The 16,717-nt window shown below is 71.9% G+C and carries 16 protein-coding genes; 5 read left to right on the forward strand and 11 right to left on the reverse strand.

From position 1 onward, the window contains the following. Nucleotides 1–57: 57 nt before the first annotated feature. The 7 genes from DA085_RS14200 to DA085_RS14230 form a co-directional block, all read right to left on the reverse strand. Nucleotides 58–726 carry a TetR/AcrR family transcriptional regulator gene (locus tag DA085_RS14200; protein WP_161958507.1) on the reverse strand — a complete coding sequence of 223 codons (669 nt, stop codon included), beginning with the start codon at nt 724–726 and terminating at the stop codon, nt 58–60. A gap of 67 nt (nt 727–793) precedes the next feature. Next, a complete protein-coding gene (locus tag DA085_RS14205; RefSeq protein ID WP_154402207.1) occupies nt 794–1,936 on the reverse strand; it encodes a hypothetical protein in 1,143 nt (380 codons plus the stop codon). Then, nucleotides 1,933–3,267 (reverse strand): phosphotransferase, encoded by a 1,335-nt coding sequence (locus DA085_RS14210; protein WP_161958508.1) that lies wholly within the window; start codon nt 3,265–3,267, stop codon nt 1,933–1,935. Before DA085_RS14210 ends, DA085_RS14205 begins: the two co-directional genes overlap by 4 nt. Nucleotides 3,268–3,275: 8 nt before the next feature. Next, a complete protein-coding gene (locus DA085_RS14215) occupies nt 3,276–5,135 on the reverse strand; it encodes an ABC transporter ATP-binding protein (RefSeq protein WP_109473647.1) in 1,860 nt (619 codons plus the stop codon). Next, nucleotides 5,132–6,337 carry a glycosyltransferase family 4 protein gene (locus DA085_RS14220; protein ID WP_109473757.1) on the reverse strand — a complete coding sequence of 402 codons (1,206 nt, stop codon included), beginning with the start codon at nt 6,335–6,337 and terminating at the stop codon, nt 5,132–5,134. The genes DA085_RS14215 and DA085_RS14220 overlap by 4 nt, the downstream gene beginning before the upstream one ends. Before the next feature lie 15 nt (nt 6,338–6,352). Continuing rightward, a complete protein-coding gene (locus DA085_RS14225; protein ID WP_109473758.1) occupies nt 6,353–7,639 on the reverse strand; it encodes a glycosyltransferase in 1,287 nt (428 codons plus the stop codon). Further along, on the reverse strand, nt 7,629–8,831 hold the full coding sequence (locus DA085_RS14230; protein WP_109473648.1) for a glycosyltransferase family protein: 1,203 nt from the start codon (nt 8,829–8,831) through the stop codon (nt 7,629–7,631). The genes DA085_RS14225 and DA085_RS14230 overlap by 11 nt, the downstream gene beginning before the upstream one ends. Before the next feature lie 140 nt (nt 8,832–8,971). Here DA085_RS14230 and DA085_RS14235 point away from each other — a divergent pair, with 140 nt between their 5' ends. The 5 genes from DA085_RS14235 (at nt 8,972) to DA085_RS14255 (ending at nt 13,260) form a co-directional block, all read left to right on the forward strand. Beyond that, complete coding sequence (locus tag DA085_RS14235; protein ID WP_109473649.1) at nt 8,972–10,048, forward strand: DNA polymerase IV; 1,077 nt, start codon at nt 8,972–8,974, stop codon at nt 10,046–10,048. Nucleotides 10,049–10,118: 70 nt separating this feature from the next. After that, complete coding sequence (locus DA085_RS14240) at nt 10,119–11,009, forward strand: transporter substrate-binding domain-containing protein (protein WP_109473650.1); 891 nt, start codon at nt 10,119–10,121, stop codon at nt 11,007–11,009. A 55-nt stretch (nt 11,010–11,064) separates the two neighbouring features. Then, nucleotides 11,065–11,832, forward strand: coding sequence for an amino acid ABC transporter permease (locus DA085_RS14245; protein WP_237565527.1), 768 nt, complete (start codon nt 11,065–11,067; stop codon nt 11,830–11,832). Next, on the forward strand, nt 11,832–12,599 hold the full coding sequence (locus DA085_RS14250; protein ID WP_109473652.1) for an amino acid ABC transporter ATP-binding protein: 768 nt from the start codon (nt 11,832–11,834) through the stop codon (nt 12,597–12,599). Before DA085_RS14245 ends, DA085_RS14250 begins: the two co-directional genes overlap by 1 nt. A gap of 94 nt (nt 12,600–12,693) precedes the next feature. After that, a complete protein-coding gene (locus tag DA085_RS14255) occupies nt 12,694–13,260 on the forward strand; it encodes an rRNA adenine N-6-methyltransferase family protein (protein WP_109473653.1) in 567 nt (188 codons plus the stop codon). On the opposite strand, the gene DA085_RS14260 is transcribed toward DA085_RS14255, so the two are convergent. The 4 genes from DA085_RS14260 to DA085_RS14275 form a co-directional block, all read right to left on the reverse strand. Next, nucleotides 13,257–13,898: a 4a-hydroxytetrahydrobiopterin dehydratase gene (locus DA085_RS14260; RefSeq protein WP_109473654.1), complete on the reverse strand. Its 642-nt coding sequence runs from the start codon at nt 13,896–13,898 to the stop codon at nt 13,257–13,259. The genes DA085_RS14255 and DA085_RS14260 overlap by 4 nt on opposite strands. 66 nt (nt 13,899–13,964) lie before the next feature. After that, nucleotides 13,965–14,819, reverse strand: coding sequence for an ABC transporter permease (locus DA085_RS14265; protein WP_109473655.1), 855 nt, complete (start codon nt 14,817–14,819; stop codon nt 13,965–13,967). Further along, the gene (locus DA085_RS14270) at nt 14,819–15,682 is read right to left on the reverse strand and encodes an ABC transporter permease (protein WP_237565528.1); all 864 of its coding nucleotides are present in this window, start codon (nt 15,680–15,682) and stop codon (nt 14,819–14,821) included. The genes DA085_RS14265 and DA085_RS14270 overlap by 1 nt, the downstream gene beginning before the upstream one ends. After that, nucleotides 15,675–16,613, reverse strand: coding sequence for an ABC transporter ATP-binding protein (locus DA085_RS14275; protein ID WP_237565529.1), 939 nt, complete (start codon nt 16,611–16,613; stop codon nt 15,675–15,677). Before DA085_RS14275 ends, DA085_RS14270 begins: the two co-directional genes overlap by 8 nt. Between the last annotated feature and the right edge of the window lie 104 nt (nt 16,614–16,717).

Genomic DNA, 16,717 nt, shown 5'->3' on the forward strand with positions numbered 1-16,717 from the left:
ATGGGCCGGGTCGGTGGTGACGTCGGCGAGGTGGTCGGTGGGTCGCGGTGGACCGGGTCAGCCGGTCGTCGTCCCTGGAACCTCGGTGGTCCAGCCCCGGGCGGCCAGTTGCAGCCCCCGGCGCAGGAGCCGGTTGAACTCCGCGGCCGCCTCGTCGTCGACGGTTTCGCCCGTGGTCTGGAGCCAGCGACGCTCGGCGGCCTCGAAGATCGCCATCACGGCCCCGGCGAGACTGGTCACGGCCAGCTCGTCGGCGTGCTTCAGCCGCTCCCGCAGCAACCTCTCGAGCCACTCCTGGTGGTAGGCCCAGATGTTGACCGCGACCGCGTGACGCTCCAGACCCGAGCACCTGACCGCGGCGATCCAGTGGAGCAGCTCGCGCGGCACGGGGGCGGCCTCGAGAGCACGCTCCATCGCCACCAGCGGCGCCTCGTCCGGTGGGCGGGCCACGAACGCCTGCGTCATGCCGGCGATCGGCACCGACATCCCCTCGGCAACCGCGGCCTCCAGGCTCGGGAAGTAGTTGAAGAACGTCCGCCTGGACACGCCGGCGGCCTCGGCGACCGCCTCGACGGTCATCAGCTCCAGCCCGTCCTCGGTCAGCTGGCTGCGCAGCGCCTCGAGCAGCCGCTCCCGGGTCCGCGCCTTGTTCCGCTCCCGGCGGCCGGCCGGTGGCGCGGGCGCGGCGTGACCTCGCGGGTCACGGGTGGTGGGGGCGCTGGACACAAGGGAAACCGTACGCCCCTGTTTGCACTGGGTGCAAATCTGCACCGAGTGCAGACTCCGGGAGCTCTCAGGCGTCGGCCGCCCAGGCCAGCGCCAGCGCCCGGTGCCGTGGGCGGAACGCGTAGAGGCAGGCCAGCCGCAGCCGCGTCGCCTCCGCATATGCCTCGAACCGGCTCTCGTCCACCTCGAGGAACGCCGCGACCTCACGGATCCGGTCCCCCGCGAGCTCGCTGTGACCGCGCGACCACAGCCCCTGGTCGGCGCGCAGACCTGCGTGGACCCACAGGTTGGCCAGGTCGAGAGCCGGCTCGGCCAGCGCCACGGTGTCGAAGTCCAGCAGCCCCAGGGCGTCCCCGTGGGCCAGGATCTGCTTGTCGTGCAGGTCGCGGTGGCTCAGCACCAGGTTCTGCGCGGCGCCGCTGACCAGGGCCCGGCACGCGGCCTCCACGCGCCGCCCGACGTGGCCGTGCAGGTCGGCGGGCAGGGCACCGAGGCGCAGCGCCCGGTCGACCCAGCGCTGCAGCACCGTGACCTCGTCCTGCGCAGTGTGCACGGCGGGCCGGTGACGCGAGGGCCCGGTCGCCTCGTGGTGGGCGAGGAGGATCCAGCGCCGCGCCCACAGGTCCCACCAGCTGGCCCAGTCGGTGCGGGTGAGTGTGCCGCCCAGCTCGTGCAGGCTCCGGCCCGGCAGTATGCCGAAGCTCACCTGCCCCTGGCCGACCTCACCCACTGTGGGGGCGCCGAAGCCAGCGAGCCGGGCCACCTCGCGCCCATGACGCGCCGCAGCGGCGATGGTCGGCCCCTCCCCGGGACGCACCACCTTGATGTAGTCGTCGGCCCTGCGGACGACGGCACGCCGCCCGAACCGGTGCACCACGAGCGTGGCCCCGCGCGCCGCGTCAGCGAGGTCCGGGAGCCTGGGGTCCTCGGCGGGCGGCGTGAGCTCCGTCCTCGTGACGCGCCACCCCGCTCCCGGAGCCGGGTGGAGGTGCAGCCGGCCGGCACGCAGCCGGCCCCCCTGGTCGCGTCCCTCGACCAGCAGGATCTGCGCGCCGTCCTTGTCGCCCCGTGGCCAGGCCCGCTCGACGGTGACCACGTCCTCCCCCTGAGCCACCGTCTCCGGCACCGGACCGTTGCCGGGCCCACCGGTCACGGCAGCTTGCGGGGGCCGGCTCGCTCGCGCCGACTCGGCCGTGGACCCGGCGCTCACCGGAGCACCAGCTCGACCTGGTCCAGACGACGGTGGATGCCCTCGACCCAGTCGGGGTCCCCGGCGCGGAACGGCTCACTGACGCGGGCCAGCAGTGCCCGGGCCACCCAGGTGCGTAGCGCCGGGTCGTCCGCAGCAAGCGCGCCGGCACGGCCTCCGCCGGCGCCGCCTTCTCCGGTGTGCGCATAGCCGGCCAGCAGGTGGTTGGTCAGCGGCAGCGCGGCGACGTCCCAGGCCGTGGGCCCGGCCGCGCCGTCCGTGACGGCGAGCAGCTCAGCGGCGGCGAAGCTGCCCAGGTCCGCCAGGAGCGGCCCGTGCCCGGCCCGGTCGAAGTCCGTCAGCCGGACGGTGTCCTCACCCGCGCGCCCGACCAGGACCTGGTCGGCGGAGAAGTCACCGTGGACGGGTCCGGTCGCCCAGTCGGTCGCCGCGATCCGGTCCCCGCACCGGCGGGCGAGCAGGCCCACCCGGTGCGCCCCGGACGTGTCGAGCGCGGCCAGCTCCTCGACCAGGGACTGCAGCGCGGGCACCGGGTCCGGCACCCGCGGGTGGCGCAGGTCCGCACGGTGCAGGCGCGCCAGCGCCTCCCCGGCAGCCGCCGCGGCGGCGGTGACCTCGGCTGCGTCGACACGGGTCGGCCCCCCGGCCGTCGGTGCACCGGCAGAGCCGTCGGTGCGGACCGCCGACAGGTGGGCCAGGTCACCACGGCCGAACCAGGGCCAGACGGTGACCCTGCGGGTGCGGTGCAGGCCCCGGGCGCTGACGGGCTCCACCACCGGGACACCCGCCGCGGCGTAGGCGGCCAGGCGGGCCCGCACATCGTGCTGCTGGTCGGCGGTGACCCGCAGGACCAGGGCCTCCCCGTGCGCCAGCGCGCGGCGCAGCACCACCCGCCGCTGCGGGTTGTAGCGCAGCACCTCCAGGCGGCCTGCCGCGACCGCCTGGCGCACTGACGGGTGGACGCTGCGCAGCCCGTCCAGGCCGCGCTGCAGTCGGGGGTCGCTGTCGAGGTCACCGTGCGCCACCGTCAGGTCCCCGGTGCGCAGCACGTGCACGTGCAGGTCGCGGTCGTGGGCACGGCGCAGGGCGTTGCGCACCTTGTCCTGGTGTCCGGGGTGGCTCACCTGGATCCACCCTGGCGGCACCGTGCCCGCCGGGTCCACGAGGACGGCGGTGGTGGACAGGCCGGGCTTGAAGCGCAGCCGGGTGGCCCGGACCGGTCGGCCGAGCAGCGCCGACAGCCGCTCCCCGTCGATCAGCAGGTCCGCGGCGGCGCGGGCACCCGCCGAGGGGCGGCGCTCCCCCGGCGACGTCGCTGCCACCGCGCGCACGGGCGCCGTCACCTTCCCGCCCCCGCTCCGGTGGGCACCGGCTCTGCCGGCTCTGACGTGACCTCCGTGGCGTCCGTCGTCGGCGTCGCCGCCGGTGACGAGCCGGTGAAGGCGGTCCCCTCGGGCAGCGTGCCGTCGGCGGGACCGTCCCACCGGACGCTCCCGCCCTCGATCCACACGATGCGGTCGCACTCGCGGGCCGTCTGCTCGTCGTGGGTCACCACGATCGTGGTGCGCCCACGGGTGAGCCGGTCGATGGCCTCGCGCACCGCACCGGCGTTCTCGGCGTCCAGCCCGGAGGTTGCCTCGTCGAGGACGACCACGGACGCGTCCCGCAGCAGGGCCCGCGCGACCGCGATCCGCTGCCGCTGACCGCCGGACAGGGTGGCACCACGCTCGCCGACCTGGGTCTGGTAGCCCTCCGGCATCCGGCTGATGAACTCGTCCGCCCGGGCGACCTGGGCGGCCCACCGCACCTGCTCGTCGCTCGCGCCCAGGTCGCCGTACCGGATGTTGTCGGCAATGGTGCCGGTGAACAGCACCGACTCCTGCAGCACCACAGCGACCTGGGAACGCAGCTCGTGCAGGTCCAGGCGGCGCACGTCGACCCCGTCCACCCGGACCGAGCCTCCCCGGACGTCCAGCATCCGCGTCACGAGTCCGGTGAGCGTGGACTTGCCGGCGCCGGAGGGACCGACCACGGCGATCCGCTGGCCCGCCGGGATGTGGAGGTCGAGGCGGTGCAGGACCGGCGGGTCGTCGCCGTAGCCGACGGTGACGTTCTCCAGCCGCACGTCCCCGTGGATCCGTCCGATCCGCACCGGGTCGGCGGGGCTGGTGATGTCGGGCTCCTGGTCGAGCACCTCGGCGACCCGCTCACCGGAGGCCGCGGCGCGTGCGATGCGACCGGTGTACTTGGCCAGGTCACGCAGGGGTTTCATTGCGGTCTTCAGGTAGGTGAGGAAGATGACCAGGTCACCGGGCGTCATAGCGCCCTGCATCACGCGGTAGCCGCCCAGCAGCAGGACCGCACCGGTCGCGACGCCGACCAGGACATCGGTGCCCCGCTCGAGCGCCGCGGCGAGCCGTCGGGCCTGCACACCGTCCCTGAGCGACTTGCTGTTGCGGCCGCTGAACTTCTCCTCCAGCGCGCTCTCGAGGTTGTAGGCCTGGACGACCCGCATGCCTCCGACGGTCTCCTGGGCGATGTTGGCCAGGTCGCCCTCGGCCTTGCGGGTCTTCCGGGAGGCGTGGGTGATCTTCGGTGAGCTGGTCCGTGACATCAGCAGGAACACGACTCCGGCGACCACCACGATGACGGCCAGCATGGGGTCGAGCCAGAACATGACCCCCGACATCGCCACCAGGGTGAAGATGTTGACGAGCAACGGCATACCGGCGGTGACCGCGACCTCCTGCAACCGGCCGACGTCACCGACGAGTCGCTGGACGAGGTCACCGGACCGCGAGGTCGAGTGGTACTGCTGGGAGAGGCTGTTGACGTGGCGGAACACCCGCTGCCGCAGCTCCGTCGCGATCCGGGAGCCGCCCAGCGCGAAGGCGATCGTCGCCAGGTAGTTGAAGATGGCGCGGAAGCCGACGAGCGCCACGGTCGCCAGGGCACACGCCAGCAGCAGCCGGAGGGACGCCTGCGGACCGGGGTCGGCCAGGTCAGCCCCCAGGGAGCGGGTCACGGCGTCCACGACGAACTTGACGGGCCACGGCTCCAGCACGCGGAAGACGACCTCGAGCAGGAGGGCGACTGCGCCGCCGGCCAGGATCGGGGTGTGCTGTCTGACGTGCGGGCGCACCAGCCCCAGGGTCCGCCGGAGGGCGGTCGCCCTGACGTCGCGGGTGGACGAGCTCATGCGACACCTTCCGTCACGGAGCCGTCGGACAGGGAGAGGCCGTCCAGGATCTGCTCCAGGACCCGTTCCCAGGAGTGACCGGTCTCGACCATGGCCCGACCGGCGCGGCCCAGGGCACGGGCCCGCTCGGGGTCGGCGACCAGGGTGTCGATCGCGGCCGCCAGGGAGGTGGCGTCGGACGGCTCGACGAGCAGACCGTTCTCGCCGTCGCGCACGATGGTCGGCACCTGACCGACCCGGGAGGCGACGACCGGCAGCCCCGCCGCGGCGTACTCGTAGATCTTCAGCGGTGAGAAGTACTGGTCGGCGCCACCGTCCAGCACGGGGTAGGGCGCCACCGCGATGCTCGCTCCGGCCAGGGCGGCCGGGATGTCCCCCGGCGCGACCGCGCCACGGAAGTCGACGGGCACGCCCAGACGCTCGGCCTGCTCAGCCAGCGCCTGCCCCTGCGGCCCGTCACCGACGATCCGCACCTGCCAGCGCTCACGGGCGACCGCCGCGGCCTCGAGGAGCACCTCGACACCGTGCCAGGGCTTGAGGGTCCCGACGAACAGCACGACCGGGTCCCCCACCGGGGCAGCGGCCGAGGGGGCGATCCGGGTGGTGTTCACGCCGTTGGGCGTGACCCGGATCCGGTCGGCGGCGTCGGGGCAGTGGCCGCGGACCCAGGCGGCGACGGGCTCGGAGACGCACGCCACGACGGACGCGGCGGCCACCTGCGTGCGCAGCGCCCGCAGCGCGCCCTCGGTGTCGACCAGGTCACGGTGCGTGGCCTGCTCGTCGATCAGCGGGGCGTTGACCTCCAGGACCCCGGGCACACCCAGGGTGCTGCAGACCTCCGCGAGCGCGGTGGAGAAGAGCGAGTAGCGCTCGTAGGCGAGGTCTGCGCCGTCGGCGATCGCGCGGGCGGCCAGCTCGTGCGCGGCCGCCACCTGACGGTGCTCACGACGGGCGGTGCGCTCCTCCCGCGGGAGGCTCCTGTCGGCGCGCCGCTGCTCAGCGGACCCGTCGACCGGCACGTGCACGACGGGCACGTCCGCCAGGTCCGCCGGGACGTGGTCGTCGGTGCGGGCGGTGTACAGCCCCACCTCGGCGCCCCTGTCACGGAAGGCGCGGATGATCTCCTGGACGTGGACCGAGGCGCCCTTGGTCCCGAAGGCGGGCACGCCGGGGTCGGCGGACAGGTAGGCAACGCGCGTCATGGTCGGCATCTCCTCTCAGCCCACCAGCAGGACGTCGTCCTGCTGGTGGCGGGCCAGTCGCCGCGCCTGGAGCGCGGTGTCGAACTCGGCCTCGATCAGGTCTCTGGCAGCGCGCGCGGTGGCGGCGCGGGGGTAGGCAGGGTCGGCCACACGGTCCAGGGCGTCGACCAGCTCGCTCACGTCGCCCTCCCCGAGCCGGTTGGCGGAGAGCAGCTGCCCGGTGCGTCCGTCCTGCACGGCCTCAGGGATGCCGGTGACGTCGCTGGCGATCACCGGGACCCCCATCGCCATGGCCTCCAGCAGCACCGTCGGCAGGCCGTCGGCGTTGCCGTCGGCGCCGACGACGCACGGCGCCACCATCACGTCGGCCCAGCGCAGGAGATCGCGGATCTCCTCCTGCTGGCGGGGACCGAGGAGCTCGATCGTGTCGCCGAGCCCGGACGCGAGGACCTGCTCGGTCAGCGTCTCCCGCAGCTCGCCGTCACCGGCGAGCCGCACCTGCACCGCCGGCCGGGTGCCCCTGCCGTGGCCGCTGCCCCGGTCGTTGTCCGCACGGTCCACCAGCTGGCGCACGGCCTCGACCAGGTGCGTGAAACCCTTCTTCTCCACGAGCCGACCGACCGCGGCCACCCGCAGCGGGCCGCTCAGCGGACCCGGCTCGTCGTAGGCGAACCGGGTGAGGTCCAGCCCGTTGCGGATCAGCACGACCCGCTCGGCGAGGTCGGGATAACGGTGCTGGAGGAACTGCCGGTTGAACTCGCTGATGGCCACGACGTGATCGGCGTGCGAGAGCACGTCGTGGAGCAGCTCGTGGTCGACGTCCTCGTGGAACAGGTCCTTGGCGTGGGTGGTGACCGAGAAGGGGATGCCGGCGATCGCGCTCGCGACCCGGGCGACCCGCGCCGCCATCGACCCGAAGTGGGCGTGCAGGTGGGTGATGCCCTGCTCGGTCGCGCTGAGGGCGAGGTGGATGCCCTGCACGGCCTCCGGGGGGTCTAGCCGCACCAGCAGCGGCAGGATGCCGGGCAGGCGGGTGTCCAGCTCGGGGATGGCGGCGCGGGCCTCGCGCAGGACCACCCAGGCGTCGGTCAGCTTGACCGGCTTGGGGAGGTGCGTGACGGGTGCCTGCACCCGAGCGATCTCCGGGTGGAACCGGGCGTCGGTCGTGGGTCGCAGAGCGAAGATGGCCAGGTCCTCGCCGGCCGCCTCACGGCTCAGGATCTCGGTGACCACAAAGGTCTCGGAGAAGCGCGGGTAGACCTTGAGCACGTAACCCACGCGGGCGGTGCGGTCAGACGGCAACACGGCGGAACTCCTTGACGTCGACGTCGTGCTGGAGCGCAGCGACGCGGTGGGCGACCCCGGCCAGCCCGGCCAGGTCGATGCTGTCGCGGCGCTGGCTGCGGGAGACGGCGCCGGCGAACCAGGCGCCGAGGCGCTCGGGGGTGAGATCGGCCAGGCGCTCCAGGTCGACCGAGCCGGAGGCGCTCAGGGCGCGGGCCCGGATGAGCTGTTCCTGTCGGGGCGCCTCGCGGGGCACGAGGAGCACCGGGGTGTCCGTGCTCATCACCTCGCACACGGTGTTGTAGCCGGCCATGGAGACGACGGCGCTGGCCCGGCGGATCGTGGCCAGTCCGTCCGGCACCGAGGCAACGACCCGCGTGCCCGGGGCAGCGACCCGCTGGATCTCGGCCAGGTCCTCGACCGGCATCTGGGGACCGGCGACCACGAGATGGCGGTGCCCGGCGGGCACGGTCGCCCGCGCCGCGATGCTGAGGACGTCCTTGCCGTCGCTGCCTCCACCGACCATGCTCAGCACGAAGGGCAGCTCGGTGGGGTCGGTCTCCGGGACCCACCTGCGGCCACTGGCGAGGTAGCCCGTGTAACGGACCAGGTCGTGCAGCTCTTCGGGCACCTCGCCGGTCTCACGCACGTCGTGCACCGTCGGGTCGCCGTAGACCCAGATCTCGTCGAAGATCTCGCGGAAGCGGTCCAGGTCACCGATCCGCTCCCACTCCCGCGCCACGGACTCGGGCTCGTCGAGCACCTCGCGCAGGCCGAGGACGATCGTCGTGCCGGGACGCTTCCGGCGAGTCTTGGTCAGTGCCTTGCGCAGCTCGCCGTCGACACCGTAGGGGTGGCGGTCCACGATGACCAGGTCCGGGGCGAGGCCGGTTGTGATCCCCTTGACGATCCGCCCCCGCAGGGCGATCAGCTCGCCCATCGGGACCTGCATGTGGCGGGGCTGGTAGCCCGAGCCGCCCTTGCGGATGCCGGGCAGCAGGGCGACGTCGAAGCCGGCCGGGACGTCCAGGTCGGTGCCGTGGTCGACACCGGTGAGGAGCATGCCCGTGACCGCACGGCCGGTCAGCGCCGGGATGTCGGCGGCCAGGGTGTGCGCCAGCGCGAGGTTGCGGCGGATGTGGCCCAGGCCCACGGAGTCGTGCGAGTACAGCAGGACCCGGAACGGGTCGTGGTCCTCGGTGCGGAACATCCGGTCTACCTCCTGGTCGTGCCGCGCCGTGTCTCGGTGCGTGACACATAGTTCACCCGATCGTCATGAGTGGGTCGTGAAATGTTCGTGAGAGCTCTCTCATCTGGCTGCCGCGGACGGCGCGCAGCAAGATGGGGGCCATGGCCAGGTGGGTGCTTCATGTCGACATGGACCAGTTCCTCGCCGCCGTCGAGCTCCTGAGACGGCCCGAGCTGGTGGGTCGCCCGGTCGTCGTCGGCGGACGCGGGGACCCCACCGAGCGAGCCGTGGTCTCGACGGCGTCCTACGAGGCACGGGAGTTCGGGGTCCGCTCCGGCATGCCCCTGAAGACCGCGGTGCGCCGGTGCCCGGACGCGGTGTTCCTGCCGGTGGACTTCCCCGTCTACGAGGCGGCCTCGGCCCAGGTGATGGAGACGCTGCGCACGTTCCCCGGTGCCGTCGTCGAGCTGCTGGGCTGGGACGAGGCCTTCGTGGGGATCGAGTCCGAGGACCCCGAGGCCACGGCGCGGGCGATCCAGGCGGCGGTCCTGCAGGCGACCGGCCTGCACTGCTCGATCGGGATCGGCGACACCAAGGTCCGCGCCAAGAACGCCACGGAGTTCGGCAAGCCGCAGGGGGTCTTCCGGCTCACCCGCGCGAACTGGTCCGCGGTGATGGGTGACCGGCCGACCCGGGCCCTGTGGGGCATCGGTCCCCGCAGCGCGGAGCGGCTGGCGAGCCTCGGCATACGGACGGTGCAGGACCTGGCGGACGCCGCCGAGGAGGACCTGGCCGCCGAGTTCGGACCAGCCACCGGCCCGCACCTGCGCCGACTCGGGGCCGGAGCCGGGAGCAGTCACGTGGACGACACACCGTGGGTGGCCCGCGCCCACGGGCACGAGACCACCTACCAGGAGAACCTCACCGAACGGGCAGAGATCGAGGCCGCCCTCAGGGAGCTGGCCGGCCAGGTGGTCGAGGACCTCCGCGCCGAGGCACGGGCTTGTGCGCGCGTGCACCTCAAGGTGCGCTTCGCACCGTTCTTCACCGTGACCCGGGTCCGCAAGCTGGCCGAGCCGACCCTCGACGTGGAGGTCATCGCCGGCACGGCGCTGGCCCTGCTCGACGCGCTGCAGGACGAGCGCCCGATCCGGCTTCTCGGGGTCCGGGGCGAGATGGTGCCACCCGAGGGTGGCTACGACCCACCCAGGACGCACGGGCGGCGAGGCGGGCCGTGAGCCGGCGGCGCACCTTACGGAACGGTCACGGTTCTGTCATTCAGGGCCCTGCCACCGTTACAGTGCAGAAATGAACATTCGACCCCTGTTTGCGGCAACGGCTGCTGCCGCGCTGGTCCTGTCCCTGAGCGCCTGCGGCAGCGAGGACGGCGACGACACCAGCCCCGGTGGTGGTGGTGGCGACGGCGACACGAGCACCGAGGGCGACACCGGGGGTGACGTCGACACCTCGGCTCTCGGCCTGGTGAGCGAGGGCACCCTGACGGTCTGCTCCGACGTGCCCTACCCGCCCTTCGAGGACTTCGACGAGTCGGCCCCGTCCGGCTTCAGCGGCTTCGACATCGACATCGTGCAGGCCATCGCCGACGGGCTCGGCCTCGAGCTGGCGGTCAAGGACTCCGCGTTCGACGGGCTGCAGTCGGGCCTGTCCCTCAACGCCGGCGAGTGCGACCTGGTCGCCTCGGCGATGACGATCACCGAGGAGCGTGCCGCGAACCTCGCCTTCAGCGACGGCTACTACGACTCCCTCCAGTCGCTGCTGGTCCCCACGGACTCCGACATCGCCTCGATCGACGACCTCGACGGCACGCGGGTCGCTGTGCAGCAGGGCACCACCGGTGAGGCCTACGCCAAGGAGAACGCCACCGGTGCCGAGCTCATCGCCTTCCCGAGCAACGCCGAGATCTTCCAGGCGCTGCTCGCCGGTCAGGTCGACGCCGCCCTGCAGGACCTGCCGGTCAACGTGGACAACGCCAAGAAGGGCGACTTCACCATCGTCGAGGAGTACGACACCGACGAGACCTACGGCCTGGCCATGAAGAAGGGCAACGACGCCCTGGTCGAGGCGGTCAACGGACAGCTCACCGAGCTGAGGGACAGCGGCCAGTACGACGAGTTCTACAACACGTACTTCTCCGCGGACGCCCCCGCGGACGACGCCGAGTCCACCACCAGCCGCTGACGGCGCGGGCGGCGAGGGCGAGACGATGATGACCCGCAGCGCGCGGACGCGCGCCATGACACTGTCGCTGTATGCCGTGTTCCTGGCGATCGTCATCGCCTTCGCCCTCGTCGCCGACTGGGGAGCGATCAAGCACAACTTCTTCCTGACCGAGGGTTTCACCGGCAACTGGCGGGACATGGTCTTCGTCGGGGTGAAGAACACGATCCTCTACACGATCGTCGCCTTCGTCGGGGGCTTCGTCCTCGCCGTCATCCTGGTGCTGATGAAGCTGGCTCCCATCGCGCCGTTCCGGTGGCTGGCCATCGCCTACATCGAGCTCTTCCGCGGCCTGCCGGCGCTGGTCGTCATCATCTTCATGGGCCTCGGGGTCCCGATCGCCTTCGGCTGGCGGCCCCCCGGCGGCACGGTCGGGGCGGGGCTCATCGCGCTGATGATGGTCGCCGGCGCCTACATGGCCGAGACCCTCCGTGCTGGCATCGAGGCCGTGCCGAAGGGCCAGAACGAGGCCGCCCGGTCCCTCGGCATGAACGCGCGGTGGACGATGGCCTCGATCGTCATGCCGCAGGCGCTGCGCATCGTCATCCCGCCGCTGACCAACGAGCTGGTGATCCTGCTCAAGGACACGTCCCTGCTCTTCGTCATCGGGCTCGCCGCCAACGAGAAGGAGTTGACCACGCTGGCTCGGGACTTCATGAGCAGTGGGCCATCCGCCGGCACTGCGACGAGCCTGATGTTCGCCGCGTTGCTCTATCTCGCCATCACCCTGCCGCTGACGCGGCTGGTGGCGTGGATGGAGAGCAAGCAGAAGAGGAGCCGGTGATGGAGCAGCTCAACCCCCACCAGGAGCTCGACCGCGCGGCGCCCGCCATCGAGGTCCGTGACCTGCACAAGAGCTTCGGTGACAACGAGGTCCTCACCGGCATCGACTTCCACGTCAACCGCGGCGAGGTGGTCTGTGTCATCGGCCCCTCCGGCTCGGGCAAGTCCACCCTGCTGCGCTGCGTCAACCGCCTGGAGGAGCCGACCTCCGGCAAGATCCTCGTCGAGGGCATCGACATCACCGACCCCGACACCGAGCTCGATGCGGTGCGCTCCCGGATCGGCATGGTCTTCCAGCAGTTCAACCTCTTCCCGCACATGACCGCCCTGCGCAACCTCACCATCGCCCAACAGCGGGCGAAGAAGCGCGGGCGCGCCGAGGCGGAGAAGATCGCCCGGGAGAACCTCGCCAAGGTGGGTCTGGCCGACAAGGAGGCCGCCTACCCGGCCCACCTGTCGGGTGGTCAGCAGCAGCGGGTGGCGATCGCCCGGGCCCTGTCGATGAACCCCGACATGATGCTGTTCGACGAGCCCACCTCGGCCCTCGACCCCGAGCTCGTGGGCGACGTCCTCGACGTGATGCGCAAGCTCGCCCACGAGGGCATGACGATGATGGTCGTCACGCACGAGATGGGCTTTGCCCGCGAGGTCGGCGACAAGCTGGTCTTCATGGACGGCGGCGTGATCGTCGAGGAGGGCGACCCGACCGAGGTGCTCACCAACCCGCAGCACAGGCGCACCCAGGCGTTCCTCTCCAAGGTGCTCTGATTCCGCCCTCCTGAGCGAGCGGGAAACCTGTTGAGCCCGACGCCCCGGGTCCCTACGGTGAGCGCCATGAGCCAGTTCCTGATGATGGTGCGTCGTGTCCGCGGCAGGTCGGCGCTGGGGGCGTCACCTGCTGAGGAGCGGCTGGGCTGAGCGCGTCGTCCGGGGAGCGGGTGTCCGCCCTGGGCAGCTCGTGCTGGACCTCGGTGCCGGCACCGGCGCCCTCACCACTCCCCTGGTCCGCCGCGGCGCCCGGACGGTCGCTGTCGAGCTGCACCCGGGTCGCGCCGCGACCCTGCGGCAGCGGTATGCCGCGCTCCCGGTCACCGTCGTGGAGGCGGACCTCCTCGAGGTGCCGCTGCCAGGGCGTCCGTTCCGGGTGGTGGCCAACCCGCCGTATGCCGTGGGGGCGGCCCTGGTGCGCCGGCTCACCGATCACCGGAGCCACCTGACGAGGGCGGACCTGGTGGTGCCGCGGTGGATGGCGCGCCGCTACGCGGCGAGCCCACCCCGGGGTTTCAGCGCCGAGGTGGGGCAGCACGTGCCTGCGGCAGCGTTCGAGCCTGCGCCACGCAGCGACAGCGCCGTGCTCATCCTCCGACGCTCCGTCGCCGGTCGTCGGGGCCCGTCCCGGCACAGGGTCCTGGCGGGGCGAGCGCGCTAGCGCTCCGTCGTGCACACACAGGCGCGGTTGCCCTCGGCGTCGGCCAGGACGGTGAACGCGGGGGCTGCCTCGTCGTCCACGAGGGTCCCTCCGGCGGCGAGCGCGGCGGCGATGCGGTCCTGCGCCAGCTCGGCCGGGACCCACACGTCGAGGTGGAAGCGCTGGCGCGGCGTCTCGTGGGCGTCGGTGTCCTGGAACCACAGCAGCGGCACCCGCGCATCACCGACCACGTCGCCGCCCTGCAGCGCCTCCGTGGTGCCGCGCAGCAGGGCGGCCCAGAACGGCCCGACGCCCGGGATGTCGGCGCTGTCGAGGGCCAGCTCCACCTGGACGAGGGCGCCCGGGTGGCTGACGACCCCCTGGTCCGCGGCGATCGAGCTGATCTCCCGTGCCAGGTCGATGTCGCGCTGGGTGATCGCACCGACGTCGTGGCTGATCAGGGCGATGTCGACGTGGGGATAGGTGAGGGTCACGTCGGGGTGGTGGCCGGCCTCCTCGGCGGCCTCACCGACGGCCGTGACGAACCTCAGGCCCGTGACGAAGTCGCCGGTCCCGAACCGGGCGTGCAGGCCCTGCGCCAGATCGCGCCAGTCCGTGAGGCCGGCGGCGACGATGTCCTCGTGGGTGGGAGTGTCCATGCGCTCCAGCCTCCCACCACCCGGTGGAGCGCACCTCCCCAAGCCGGCCCAGCGGCATACGAGGGACTAACGCAGGAAGAGGGCCCGCAGCCGGATGGTGGTGAACCAGACACCGAAGACGGTCATCACCACGAAGTAGAGGGCGTGCCCGAGGGTCGCGCCGGAGACGAAACCGACGGCCAGGTGCCGCATCAGCTCCACCCCGTGCCAGAGCGGCATCGCCTTGATGAACCACTGGATGGCCTCCGGGAACACCTCGATGGGGTACAGCGTCGCCGAGAACAGGAACATCGGCAGCATCACGAAGTTGATGACATCCATCTGTTGGAACGAGGTGAGGTAGGACGTCACTGCCATGCCGACGCTCGCGAAGCCGACCGCGATGAGCAGGGCCACCGGCACCATGAGGACCGCCCACGGCGAGGTCACCAGCCCCATCACGAGCATCACGACCATGAAGCCACAGGCATAGAGGAAGCCTCGGAACAGGGCGAGGAAGATCTCCCCGAGCGCCACGTCCATCGGCCCGAGGGAGGTCTGCAGCATCGCCTGGTAGACCCTGGCGAACCGCAGCTTGAAGAAGACGTTCCACGTCGAGTCGTAGATCGCGCCGTTCATCGCCGAGGTGGCCAGCAGGGCGGGGGCGATGTAGGCGGTGTAGGGGACGGACGAGCCCCCGGGGCCGGTGACCTCACCGACCAGGGTGCCCAGCCCCAGGCCCATGGCCAGCAGGTAGAGCACCGGCTCGAAGAACCCGGAGACCAGCACGGCCCAGTTCTGTCGGGCGATGACCTTGAGGCCGCGCTCGATGACCGACCGGGCGTTGCGGCCGTAGAGCGCCGCCAGCGGCCGCTTGGCGGAGTCCACCACGGGGAGGGGCCGGTGTGCGGCCGGCAGGCGGTCCTGGCTCGGTGCGCTCATCAGCTCGCCATCCGTCGCGTGTAGTTGTGCCGCGCCCAGAGCAGGCCGGCGGCCGTCAGGCCTCCCAGGACGAGCACGTGGAGGACCGTGAGCCACAAGGGTTCGACCGCGCCGTAGGTGACCTGCCGGGCCAGCTGCGTGCCGTGCCACACCGGGGAGATCCACCCGATCCAGTGCAGGTAGACCGGCATCGACGACAACGGGAAGAAGGTGCCCGCGAACAGGAACATCGGCATGATGACGAACCGCTGGACGAACGCGAACTGGTAGCCCTCGTCCTGCAGGGTGGAGGCGTAGGCCTGCAGCACCGACCCGAACGCGGCCGCCGACAGCACACCGATCGGGATGACCAGGGCCGAGATCAGCACCCCGCGGGGCGCGGCACCGAAGGCGCGCATGATGCCCCAGAAGATCGTCGCCTGCACCGTGAAGCGCAGCATCACCCCGGTGAAGTGGCCCGTCGCGATCTGCGCCGGCGACACCGGTGTGGCGTGCGGCCCGTAGTAGAGCCGGTCCCACTTGAAGCCGGCCATGACGGGGTAGGTGAGCTCCCCACCGGTCGACATGACGACGGTGGAGATCAGCAGCGCGGGCGCGACGAAGACCAGGTAGGGAACCCCGTCGACGGTCCCGACGCCGTTGTCGACCAGGGTGCCCAGCCCGACACCGAGGGCGATCAGGTAGAGGAGCGGCTCGCCCACCATGTAGATGAGGATCGACTGGAACCACGCCCGGGCGGTGCGCAACCAGTACTCGACGTAGTACCACCAGCCCCAGCGGCGGGCGCGCGCCGCCATCACCGCGGGAGGTGGCACCCGGCCCGAGGCGGCCAGTCTCTGCAGGTCGTGGGTCGTGTCAGTCAACGAGCGTCCGTCCGGTCAGCCGGAGGAAGACGTCCTCCAGCGAGGAGCGGCGCACCAGCGAGGTGATCGGGGTGAGCCCGCGGGCGGAGATCTCCTCCAGGGCCGCCTCACCGTCGTCGGTGTAGACCAGGATGCGGTCGGGCAGGACCTCCAGCCGGGTGGCCACGTCGGCGAGCTGGTCCACGACCGCGGCGTTGCGCTGCGCACCGAAGCGGACCTCCAGCACCTCACGCGTGGAGTAGTCGCGGATCAGCGAGCGAGGGCTGCCCTCGGCCATGATCTGGCCCTTGTCGATCACGATCAGGCGGTCGCAGAGCTGCTCGGCCTCGTCCATGAAGTGGGTGGTGACGACCAGGGTCACGCCGACCTCCTTCAGCCGGAACAGCCGGTCCCACAGGACGTGTCGCGCCTGCGGGTCCAACCCGGTCGTCGGCTCGTCCAGGAGCAGCAGCCTGGGCTCGTTGACCAGTGCCCGCGCGATCGTGAGGCGGCGCTTCATACCGCCGGAGAGCGCAGTGGTCTTGGCCCTCGCATTGTCGGTGAGCTGGGCGAACTCGATCAGCTCGTCCGCCTTGGTGCGCAGGTAGGAGTGGGGCAGCCCGAAGTAGCGGCCGTAGACGATCAGGTTGTCCCGGACCGTCAGCTCCTCGTCGAGGTTGTCCTGCTGCGGCACCACGCCCAGGTGGGCGCGCACCTCGGGGCCGCGCTCGGCGGGGTCGAGCCCGGCCACCCGCATCGACCCGCTGGTGCGCGTCAGAGTCCCGCCGATCATCCGCATCGTCGTCGACTTGCCCGCGCCGTTGGGCCCGAGCAGTCCGAAGGACTCACCGGAGCTGATGCTGAAGGAGATGCCGTCGACCGCGCGGTTCTCGCCATAGACCTTGGTCAGGTCCTCCGCGACGACGATGGGATCCCCTGCACCTGGTGACATCACAGGATGCATCTTGGACCCCACCACCGACACTGACCAAACGGATATCCGGAGTATGCCGTCAGCCGGCTCAGGGACCGGCTCGCCGTCGCGGGGCCGGACGA

It is taken from the genome of Ornithinimicrobium cavernae, from assembly GCF_003121625.1.
GTDB classification, from domain to species: Bacteria; Actinomycetota; Actinomycetes; order Actinomycetales; family Dermatophilaceae; genus Ornithinicoccus; species Ornithinicoccus cavernae.